Origin of the sequence: Jiangella alba (genome assembly GCF_900106035.1) — a bacterium.
Classification (GTDB): Bacteria; Actinomycetota; Actinomycetes; order Jiangellales; family Jiangellaceae; genus Jiangella; species Jiangella alba.
Window position 1 is genome coordinate 3259267 of sequence record NZ_FNUC01000004.1, and the last position, 11035, is coordinate 3270301.

Sequence of the window (11035 nt, forward strand, 5' to 3'; positions counted from 1 at the left end):
CCGACGCCGACGAGGTGGGGCTCGGCGAGGCCGCCGCTCCCGTCGTCCCCACGGATTTCGACCGGTGAGCGCCGTCCACCTGCACAGTTCCGAGCCCGCGCCGCCGGCCGGGCCGCACGTGCGCCGGCTGGTGCTGGCCGTGCTGATCCCGCTGGTCCTGGCCACCATCGCCGGGCTGATCGTGCTGTGGCCCGACGGTGACCCGCCGAGCATCCAGGCCGGCGTCCGCACCGACGGCACCATCCTGTCCGTCGAGCCGTGCCAGGACGTCGTCGACACCCCGCCGACGCCGGAGGGCGAGGACACCGCCGCCGAGTGCCTGCAGGCGCGGGTCCGCGTCGACGCCGGGCCGGACGAGGGCGCCGAGACCGTCGTGCCGCTGCCGTTCGGGGTCGGCGCGCCGGAGTTCCACGACGGCGACGCGGTCGTGCTCAGCGCGCTGCCAGACGCGCCGCTGGAGACCCGCTACGAGGTGCTCGACTTCCAGCGCGACGTCCCGCTGCTCTGGCTGGCCGGGCTGTTCGCCGTCGCCGTCGTGGTGCTGTCCGGCTGGAAGGGGCTGGCCGCGCTCGGCGGGCTGGGCGTCTCGATGGTCGTGCTGCTGGTGTTCGTGCTGCCGGCGCTGCTGACGGGGGAGTCACCGCTGCCGGTGGCCGTCGTCGGGGCGTCGCTGATCATGATCGTGACGCTGTACCTCGCGCACGGGCTGTCCATCCGCACGTCGGTCGCGCTGATCGGCACGCTGGTCAGCCTCGCGCTCACCGGGGTGCTCGGCTCGCTGTTCACGTCGCTGGCGAGCTTCACCGGGCTGGCCGGCGAGGCGTCGTCGTACCTCGGCACCGTCAACGCCGACATCGACCTGCGCGGACTGCTGCTGGCCGGGCTGGTCATCGGCGCGCTGGGCGTGCTCGACGACGTCACCGTCACCCAGAGCGCCGCGGTGTGGGAGCTGGCCGCCGCGGACCCGTCGTCGTCGCGGCGGTCGCTGCTCGGTGCGGGGCTGCGCATCGGCCGCGAGCACGTCGCGGCCACGGTGAACACGCTGGTCCTGGCCTACGTCGGCGCCGCGCTGCCGCTGCTGATGCTGTTCAGCGTCGCCGGCCAGAGTGTGACCGACGTCATCACGACCGAGGCGGTGGCGCAGGAGATCGTCCGTGCGCTGGTCGGCGGCCTGGGCATCATCGCCGCGGTGCCGGTCACGACGCTGCTGGCGGTCCTGGCCGTCCGGGGACGATCGGCCCGCCCGGCTGGACGGCGCCGCAAGCCCATGTCGTCTACCCTCGAAGCTTGACCAGGACGCCGAGACCCCGATTGGAGTGACCACCGTGCCTGCGCCCGTCGACGCCATCGTCTCCCTCGCCAAGCGCCGTGGTTTCGTCTATCCGACGGGTGAGATCTACGGCGGTACACGTTCGGCCTGGGACTACGGGCCGCTCGGCGTGGAGCTGAAAGAGAACGTCCGCCGGCAGTGGTGGCGTTCCATGGTGCAGCAGCGCGACGACGTCGTCGGCCTCGACTCCGCGGTCATCCTGCCGCGCGACGTGTGGGTCGCGTCCGGGCACGTCGAGGAGTTCGTCGACCCCCTGGTCGAGTGCCAGTCCTGCCACCGCCGCCACCGCGCCGACCAGCTGGAGGAAGAGCACGCCGCCCGCACCGGCCTGCCCGTCGCCGGCGGGCTGGCCGAGGTGCCGTGCCCCACCTGCGGCGCGAAGGACTCCTGGACCGAGCCGCGCATGTTCAACGGCCTGCTCAAGACGTTCCTCGGCCCGGTCGAGTCCGACGAAGGGCTGCACTACCTGCGGCCCGAGACCGCGCAGGGCATCTTCGCCAACGTCGTCAACGTCATGAACTCCTCGCGCAAGAAGCCGCCGTTCGGCATCGCGCAGGTGGGCAAGTCGTTCCGCAACGAGATCACGCCGGGCAACTTCATCTTCCGCACGCGCGAGTTCGAGCAGATGGAGATGGAGTTCTTCGTCGCGCCGGGCACCGACGAGCAGTGGCACGAGTACTGGCTGCAGGAGCGGTGGGACTGGTACATCGGGCTGGGGTTGTCCGAGCACAACCTGCGCCGGTACGAGCACCCGAAGGAGAAGCTCTCGCACTACTCGAAGCGCACGGTCGACATCGAGTACCGCTTCGGCTTCGGCGCCAGCGAGTTCGCCGAGCTCGAGGGTGTCGCCAACCGCACCGACTTCGACCTCACGACACACGCCAAGCACTCCGGTCAGGAGCTCAGCTTCTTCGACCAGGAGAAGGGCGAGCGCTGGACGCCGTACGTCATCGAGCCGGCCGCCGGGCTGACCCGCTCGGTGCTCGCGTTCCTGCTCGACGCCTACGACGTCGACGAGGCGCCCAACGCCAAGGGCGGCGTCGACACCCGGCACGTCCTGCGCCTCGACCCACGGCTGGCGCCGGTGAAGGTGGCCGTGCTGCCGCTGTCGCGCAACGCCGACCTGTCGCCGAAGGCGCGCGACCTCGCCACCCGGCTGCGCTCGCGCTGGAACGTCGAGTTCGACGACGCCGGCGCCATCGGCCGCCGCTATCGCCGTCAGGACGAGATCGGCACCCCGTTCTGCGTCACCGTCGACTTCGCCACCCTCGAGGACGACGCCGTCACCGTCCGCGACCGCGACACCATGCACCAGGAGCGCATCGGCCTCGACCGCGTCGAGGCGTATCTCGGGGAGCGGCTGCCCACATGCTGATGCGGCTGCCCACATGCTGACCACGCTCCCGTCCGTCGCCCCGCTGCAGCTGGGATCGCTGCGGGTCGGCCCGCCGGTCGTGCTCGCGCCGATGGCCGGCGTCACCAACGCCGCGTTCCGCCGGCTCTGCGCCGAACAGGGCGCCGGGCTGTACGTGTGCGAGATGATCACCTCGCGCGGCGTCGTCGAACGCGACGAGAAGACGCTGAACATGCTGGTCTTCGCCGACGTCGAGGACGTCCGCTCGGTCCAGCTCTACGGCGTCGACCCCTACTACGTCGGCGAGGCCGTCAAGGTCCTGGCCGGCGACTTCGGCGTCGCCCACGTCGACCTCAACTTCGGCTGTCCCGTGCCCAAGGTGACGCGCAAGGGCGGCGGCGCGGCGCTGCCGTACAAGCGCGGGCTGCTCGAGGCCATCCTGCGCTCCGCAGTCGCCGCCGCCGCGCCGTACGGCATCCCCGTCACCATGAAGACCCGCAAGGGCATCGACGACGACCACCTCACCTACCTCGACGCCGGACGCATCGCCGAGGACGCCGGCTGCGCCGCCATCGCGCTGCACGGGCGCACCGCCGTCCAGCACTACTCCGGCTCGGCCGACTGGACGTCCATCGCTTCGCTGAAGGAGCACGTCGGCATTCCGGTGCTCGGCAACGGCGACATCTGGGAGGCCGCCGACGCCGTCCGCATGCTCGACGCCACCGGCGCCGACGGCGTCGTCGTCGGACGCGGCTGCCTCGGCCGCCCGTGGCTCTTCCGCGACCTTGCGGCGGTGCTGTCCGGTGCGCCCGCGCCGGCGCTGCCGACCTTGGGCGAGGTGGCCGCGATGATGCGCCGGCACGCCGAGCTGCTCGCCGACCTCATGGGCGAGGACCGCGGGCTGCGCGACATGCGCAAGCACATGGCCTGGTACCTCAAGGGCTTCATCGCCGGCTCCCAGATCCGCGCGTCGCTCGGCATGGTGTCGACCCTCGCCGACCTCGACGCGCTGCTCGCCGAGCTGGACCCGTCCCAGCCGTACCCGTCCGCCGAGCTCGGTCAGCCGCGCGGGCGGCAGGGGAGCCCGCGCAAGGTCGCCCTCCCCGCGGGCTGGCTCGACGACACCGACGGCGTCACCGGCGATCTCGCCGACGCCGAGCTCGACATCTCCGGCGGCTAGCGCGGGCGTGCCGGCCGCGATGGCGGGTGGATCGCTGGTGCCAGAGCGCCAGTAAACCGCCCGCCATCGCTCGCGACGGCCGGGCCCGCGCCCGGAGTCCGTGCCGACTGCCGACGAAAGGCGTCGTCGCACCTCTTGACACCGGACATTCGGTACGGAAGCCTCACCGTAACCGGTTACTGATACCGGTTACATTCGGCGGGCGCCCCGACGAAACGACGGGCTGCGGCCGGGCACATCGGGGGAGCAGCAGGGGGACTCGACGGAGAGGAACCGCTCATGGCTCAGCCCGGACCACGTCGGCGTCACAGACTCCTGGCCGCGTTGCGCAGGCGCCTGCTCGGCCTGCGCCTGCCGCGCCCCCGCCCCCGGCGCGGCGGGCAGTCCCAGCGCCGCAGGTCGGCCGTCCTCGTCACGACCCTCGGGCTGCTGGCCGGCCTGCTGACGGTCGTCGGCGGGCAGGCGGCGCAGGCGCCGGAAGCGGCCGCCCACCCGGGCCACGGCGGCTACTCGATCCTGGTGTTCAGCAAGACCGCCGCGTTCCGGCACGACTCCATCCCGGCCGGCATCGCCGCGATCCAGCAGTTGGCCGCCGAGCACGAGTTCACCGTCACCGCCACCGAGGACGCCGCCGCGTTCACCGACGAGAACCTCGCCCAGTACGACGCCGTCGTCTGGCTGTCGACCACCGGCGACGTCCTGAACGACGAGCAGCAGGCCGCGTTCGAGCGCTACATCCAGGCGGGCGGCGGCTACGCCGGCGTGCACGCCGCGTCCGACACCGAGTACGACTGGCCGTGGTACGGCGAGCTGGTCGGCGCCTACTTCCAGGGCCACCCGCGCAACCAGGACGCCACCGTCACCGTCGCCGACAGCACCCACCCGTCGACGGCTCATCTCCCCAAGGACTGGCAGCGCTTCGACGAGTGGTACAGCTTCCGCACCAACCCGCGCGGCAGCGTGCACGTGTTGGCCAGCCTCGACGAGAGCACGTACGACCCCGAGGCGAACCCGATGGGCCTGGACCACCCGATCGCCTGGTGCCAGACCTACGACGGCGGGCGCTCGTGGTACACCGCCGGCGGCCACACCACGGAGAGCTACGCCGAGCCGGAGTTCCTGCAGCACCTGCTCGGCGGCATCGAGACCGCGGCCGGCGTGACGGCCGCCGACTGCGGCGGCACGTCGTGGGACAGCTTCGACAAGGTCCCGCTCGACACCGGCACCGCGAACCCGATGGAGCTGGACGTCGCCGCGGACGGGCGGGTGTTCTACGTCGAGCGCGCCGGCGAGGTCCGCATGATCGACCCGCAGAGCAGCCAGACCACCGTCGTCGGCACGCTGGACGTGTACACGCAGCGCGAGGACGGGCTGCTCGGCATCGCGCTGGACCCGGACTTCGTCAGCAACGGCTGGCTCTACCTCTACTACTCGCCGGACGGCACGGAGGCCGAGCAGCGGCTGTCCCGGTTCACGCTGACGGGCACGACGCTCGACCTCGCCAGCGAGGTGCAGCTGCTGGAGGTCCCGGTCGACCGGGCCGTGTCCGGCCACGCCGGCGGCAGCCTCGCCTTCGACGACGCCGGCAACCTCTACCTCGCCACCGGCGACGACACGAACCCGTTCGAGTCCGAGGGCTACGCGCCGATCGACGAGCGGCCCGGCCGCGGCTCGTTCGACGCCCAGCGCAGCTCGGGCAACACGAACGACCTGCGCGGCAAGGTGCTGCGCATCCACCCCGAGCCCGACGGCACCGTCACCGTCCCGGCCGGCAACCTGTTCGCGCCCGGCACCGCACAGACCCGCCCGGAGATCTACGCCATGGGCTTCCGCAACCCGTTCCGCATCGAGGTCGACGCCGCCACCGGCGCGCTGCTGGTCGGCGACTACGGCCCGGACGCGCCGCAGGGGAACCCGGACCGCGGCACCGAGGGCCAGGTCGAGTGGAACCGCATCACCGCCGCCGGCAACTACGGCTGGCCGTACTGCCACGGCGCCGGCCCGTTCCGCGACTGGGACTTCGCCACCAGCACCGCCGGCCCGCCGTTCGACTGCGCGAACCCGGTCAACGACTCGCCGAACAACACCGGCCTGACGCAGCTCCCGCCGGTCACCGCGCCGGACGTCTACTACGGCCGTTCCGAGACCGGCACCAACACGCCCGAGATGGGAACCGGCGGCGGCGCGATGGCCGGCCCGGTGTACCGCTACGACGAGGCGCTGGAGTCCGACGTCAAGTGGCCGCCCTACTACGACGGCGCCGCCCTGTTCTACGAGTGGACGAACACCGAGGACGGCTACGTGCGGCCGTTCGACAACGACGTCTGGGAGTTCCGGCTCGACGGCGACGCCGTCCACGACGTGAACCCGCTGCTCACCAGCATGGACTTCCTGCGCCCGATGGACATGACGTTCGGCCCGGACGGCGCGCTGTACGTGATCGAGTGGGGGACGGGGTTCGGCGGCAACAACGCCGACTCCGGCATCTACCGCATCGAGTACACCGGCGTCGGCACCCGGCCGGTCGCGCAGGCGGCCGCCGACCCGACGTCCGGCGCGCTGCCGCTGACGGTGCGGTTCAGCAGCGACGGCTCCGGCCACCCGAGTGGCCTGCCGGTGACGTACCACTGGGCGTTCGGCGACGGCGCGGAGTCCACCGACCCGAACCCCGAGCACACCTACACCGTCGCCGGCCAGTACTCGGCCCGCCTGACGGTGACGGCCGACGACGGCGTGACCCGCAGCCAGACCGTCCAGATCACCGCCGGCAACACCGCGCCGGAGGTGACGCTCGACCCGCCCGCCGACGGCGGCTTCTTCGACTTCGGCGACGACATCGCCTACGGCATCGAGGTCTCCGACGCCGAGGACGGCTCCACCGGCGCCGGCACGATCGGTTGCGACGGCGTCGACCTGCAGGTGCTGTTCGGGCACGCGGGCCACGCGCACCCCGTCGAGGTGCTGCCGGGCTGCGAGGGCGCCGTCGCCACCAGTACCGACGCCGGCCACCCGGCCGGTGAGGACCTGTTCTGGGTGCTCGAGGCCCGTTACACCGACCAGGGCGGTGCCGGCGTCGGCGCGCTGACCGGCCGCGACCTGCACGTCCTGCAGCCGAAGCTCAAGGAGGCCGAGCACTTCCAGACGATGAGCGGCATCCAGCTCGAGGCCACCAGCGATCCGCGCGGCGGCCGGCAGAACATCGGCTTCATCGACGACGGCGACTACATCTCCTACGACCCGATGAACCTCGCCGGCATCGACGCCATCACCTACCGGTTCGCGTCGGGCGGCAGCGGCGGGCGCATCGAGATCCGCTCCGGCGCGCCGGACGGCCCGCTGGTCGGCGACAGCGGGTTCATCGAGCCGACCGGCGGCTGGCAGTCGTGGAAGGACGTCACCGTCCCGGTCGAGGACCCCGGCGGCACCCACGAGCTGTTCTTCGTGTTCCGGCACGAGCCGGGCTCGACCGGCCTGTTCAACCTCAACTACCTGAAGTTCCGCGGCAAGGGCGTGTCGGTCGACGCGCGGCCGGAGATCTGGTCGGTCGAGGCGACGCCGCCGTCCGGCGAGCTGCCGTACGAGGTGACGCTGAGCGCCGAGGCCACCGACCCGGAGGGCCAGGACCTCACCTACACCTGGGACCTCGGCGACGGCACGACGGCCACGGGTGCGCAGGTCACGCACACCTACGAGCTGTCCGGCGTCTACCGGCCGACGGTGACCGTCACCGACGCCGCGGGATCGGCGGCGCACGACTCCGTCCGCGTCGAGGCCGTGCCACAGGCGTCGCCGCCGATCGAGTGCGCCGACCCGGGCAGCGACCCGGCGCCCGACGACGAGTTCGACGGCGACCGGCTGGACGGCTGCCGCTGGGACGCCGTCGTTCGCCCGGACCTCAACCGGTTCCGCGTCGAGGGCGGCCAGCTGAAGATCGACACCACCCCGACCAACCTGTTCGACCAGCACAACAACGCGCCGAACCTCATGCTGCAGACGATGCCGGCGGGCGACTGGGTGGTCGAGACCCGGGTGTCCGGCGACGTCTGCGAACGCTGGCAGCAGGGCGGCCTGCTGGTCTACGAGAGCGACCTGACCTTCCTCAAGCTCGACTACGTCGGCACCTCGCCGGTGGGTCAGCCGTGCGTGCGCAAGATCGAGATGCGCCACGAGATCGACGACATCTTCCAGCCGGCGTTCCCGGAGGTCACCCTGCCCGACGGCGTGACGACGTGGTGGCTGCGGCTGGAGAAGTCCGGCTCGACGTACACCGGGTACTACAGCGCCGACGGCGTCACCTTCGAGCAGGTCGGCGTCATCGAGAACGACCGCCTGGCCACGGCCGACGTCGGGCTGTACGCGTTCGGCCAGGAGCAGACGCAGGCCACCACCGTCGCGTTCGACTGGTTCCACGTGCTGGAGTCCGAGCCGCCGGACGCCTGCCCCGACTCCGACGAGAGCCCGACGGTCGTCATCCGCGACGTCGATTCCGGCGTGACGAACCACGAGCGCGCCGACGGGTGCACCGTCGAGGACCTCATCGAGGACGAGAAGGAGTGGCCGAACGAGGGCCGGTTCCTCATGCACGTCCGCAGCGTCACCCAGCACCTCGTGCACGACGGCGTGCTGACCCGCACCGAGCGCGCGGCCATCATCGCCGCGGCCGCCCGCAGCTGACCCCGTCCGTCAACCCCGGAAAGGACCATCCATGCAGCTACGACCGAGGATGAAAGGCGTCGCGGCGGCCGTCGCGACGGTGCTGGTGGCCGGCCTGGCGCTGCCGACCCAGGCCGCGCCGCCCGCGCCGGCGGCCGCGTCCACGGACCGGCCGGACGACGACCTCTCGCGGGCCGACCGCGCCACCCTGAAGCGCTACGCCGAGGACACCTGGGCGTCGTTCGCCGCGATGACGGACGTGGCCAGCGGGATGCCCGCGGACAAGCTGAAGGCCGACGGCACGACCAGCGTCCAGACGTCGACGACGAACATCGGCGCCTACATGTGGAGCGCCGTCGTCGCCGAGGAGCTGGACATCATCGACCGCGACGAGCTGGTCGACCGGCTGTCCGTCACGCTCGAGACGCTCGCCGGGCTGGAGCGCGACGAGGGCAGCGGCCAGTTCTTCAACTGGTACGACCATCACACCGGCGAGGTCATCACCGTCTGGCCCGACGACGGCAGCACGGTCGTCCCGCACTACTCGTCGGTCGACAACGGCTGGCTGGCGACCGGCCTGCAGGTCGTCCGCGAGGCGGTACCGGAGCTGGCGGAGCCGGCCGGTGAGCTGTTCGACAGCATGGACTTCGGGTTCTACTACCGGCCCGAGGTCAACCGCATCCTGTTCCACTACGCGCCCAGCACCGGCGCCGCGCCGTGCTGCTACGACACGCTCGTCAGCGAGAGCCGCATCGCCACCTACATCGGCATGGCGAAGCGTGAGATCCCGCGCAAGGCCTACTTCGGCACCTTCCGCAGCTTCCCGAACACCTGCGACTGGAACTGGACCGAGCAGAAGTCCGTCGGCGAGCACCGCAGCTACCTGGGCCAGGACGTCTGGGAGGGCGCCTACCAGTACCGCGGCATGGAGATCGTCCCCGCCTGGGGCGGCAGCATGTTCGAGGCGCTGATGCCGACGCTGTTCGTGCCCGAGGAGAGCTGGGGCCGGCGCAGCTGGGCGGTCAACCACCCGAACTACGTCCAGGCGCACATCGAGCACGGCCTGGAGGAGGCGCAGTACGGCTACTGGGGCTTCTCGCCGTCGAACAACACCAAGGGCGGCTACAACGTCTACGGCGTCGAGGCCATCGGGATGGACCCGAACGGCTACCCGTCCAACAACGACGCCACGCTCGTCGACTACGGCTGGGAGGGCTGCGACAAGCCGGCCCAGCCGCTGCCCGAGCCGGAGGACTACACCAACGGCGTCGTCACGCCGCACGCGTCGTTCCTGGCGCTGCGCTACGCCCCCGAGGAGACGATGGAGAACCTCGCCAACCTGGAGCGCGACTTCGACATCTACTCCGACTGGGGCTTCCGCGACGCCGTCAACGTCGACAGCGGCACCGTCGACGAGTACTTCCTGTCGCTCGACCAGGGCATGATCATGGGCGCCATCGGCAACGCGCTGGCCGACGACCTGCTGCGCGACGCCTTCGTCACGCCGCAGGTCCAGTCGGCGGTGAAGCCGGTCATCGCCATGGAGGAGTTCACCAACTTCCGCTGACGGGTGATGCGGGCGGGACCGAGGGGATGCCGGCATCCCCTCGCCCGCCCCGCCCGCCGTCCCTCGTCCCGCGAAATGGGCGAGGGGCGGCGGGGAAGCGGACCCGTCCGTATCCTCGAAGGCATGCAGGCAGGGATCCTCGACTGGGCCTCGACGACCGCCGTCGACCTGCAGCCGGTGCTGCGGACGGTCGCCGTCACCGTGGCCATCGTGTTCGTCATCTACAAGGCCGTGCACTCGAAGTTCTCGCTCGGCACCATCATCGTGTCCGCGCTCGCGGCCGGCATCTTCGTCTGGCTCGTCTTCAACGTTGACCAGCTCAGCGACACCATCGGCGAAGACCTCCCCGGCGGGTCGTCCTCGTCCGGCTGACCCCGGCGGTGTCGGGATCGCTCTGCTGGTGTCGATGGCGTGCACCTCCTGCCTGACGACGTCGCCCGCTGCTCCGTGCCGGTCACGGTGTCCTCACTGTCGCTGACGCCGAGTCGCGGCGGATCACCGGGCGCGCGGCGTCTACACGTGTGCGGCCACCTACCTCGACGCTGACGAGTGGGTTGCATTCGGCCCGAGGTCGCGGGCGTTCACGTTGGCCTGCGGCCCTCGCTTGCTCGCACGGTCGTCGATATCGCACGGACGGCACCTCGTGCCGACGCCCTGGTCGTTCCTGATGCCGCCTTGTCTACGTCGATGACGTCGGCAGATCTGCATGCGGTGCTTGCTGCCTGCCGCTGTGAGGCCGGCCTGGAGGTGGTGCGTTATGGATGGGGGCTGGCGCGCCACGACCGGACGCAGCTGGCGGCGCGCTTCGCGGCCGTGATCGAGCGGTGTCCGGTGCGTCAGGAACCGTTCCCGTGGTGGCGCTCGCGCATCCTGGTCTGACGTGACGTCCTGGTCTGTCGTTGCGTGAAGCTGCCGGAATCGGCCCCGCGGCGTCACGGCAAGCCAGCACGT

Annotated in this window: 7 protein-coding genes; all 7 read left to right on the plus strand. The window is 71.4% G+C overall.

The features are described from left to right. The first annotated feature begins 64 nt into the window (after window positions 1–64). Complete coding sequence (locus BLV02_RS32970) at window positions 65–1291, plus strand: YibE/F family protein (protein ID WP_069113664.1); 1227 nt, start codon at window positions 65–67, stop codon at window positions 1289–1291. 34 nt (window positions 1292–1325) lie between these two features. After that, complete coding sequence (locus tag BLV02_RS32975; protein ID WP_069113792.1) at window positions 1326–2705, plus strand: glycine--tRNA ligase; 1380 nt, start codon at window positions 1326–1328, stop codon at window positions 2703–2705. Between the two features lie 13 nt (window positions 2706–2718). Next, window positions 2719–3864, plus strand: coding sequence for a tRNA dihydrouridine synthase DusB (gene dusB / locus BLV02_RS32980; RefSeq protein ID WP_069113663.1), 1146 nt, complete (start codon window positions 2719–2721; stop codon window positions 3862–3864). Window positions 3865–4188: 324 nt separating this feature from the next. Next, entirely contained in the window at window positions 4189–8538 is a 4350-nt protein-coding gene (locus BLV02_RS32985; RefSeq protein ID WP_069113662.1) for a ThuA domain-containing protein, read from the plus strand. Window positions 8539–8569: 31 nt separating this feature from the next. Continuing rightward, window positions 8570–10084 (plus strand): glucoamylase family protein, encoded by a 1515-nt coding sequence (locus BLV02_RS32990; RefSeq protein WP_069113661.1) that lies wholly within the window; start codon window positions 8570–8572, stop codon window positions 10082–10084. A 123-nt stretch (window positions 10085–10207) separates the two neighbouring features. Further along, window positions 10208–10456 (plus strand): hypothetical protein, encoded by a 249-nt coding sequence (locus BLV02_RS32995; RefSeq protein WP_069113660.1) that lies wholly within the window; start codon window positions 10208–10210, stop codon window positions 10454–10456. A gap of 315 nt (window positions 10457–10771) precedes the next feature. Then, window positions 10772–10963 (plus strand): hypothetical protein, encoded by a 192-nt coding sequence (locus tag BLV02_RS36145; protein ID WP_069113659.1) that lies wholly within the window; start codon window positions 10772–10774, stop codon window positions 10961–10963. Window positions 10964–11035 lie beyond the last annotated feature (72 nt).

What these genes read in the sequence shown, in the direction of transcription:
- dusB (WP_069113663.1), top strand. Translation starts at nt 2,719, where the DNA reads ATGCTGACCACGCTCCCGTCCGTCGCCCCGCTGCAGCTGGGATCGCTG.
- BLV02_RS32990 (WP_069113661.1), top strand. Translation starts at nt 8,570, where the DNA reads ATGCAGCTACGACCGAGGATGAAAGGCGTCGCGGCGGCCGTCGCGACG.
- BLV02_RS32995 (WP_069113660.1), top strand. Translation starts at nt 10,208, where the DNA reads ATGCAGGCAGGGATCCTCGACTGGGCCTCGACGACCGCCGTCGACCTG.
- BLV02_RS36145 (WP_069113659.1), top strand. Translation starts at nt 10,772, where the DNA reads ATGACGTCGGCAGATCTGCATGCGGTGCTTGCTGCCTGCCGCTGTGAG.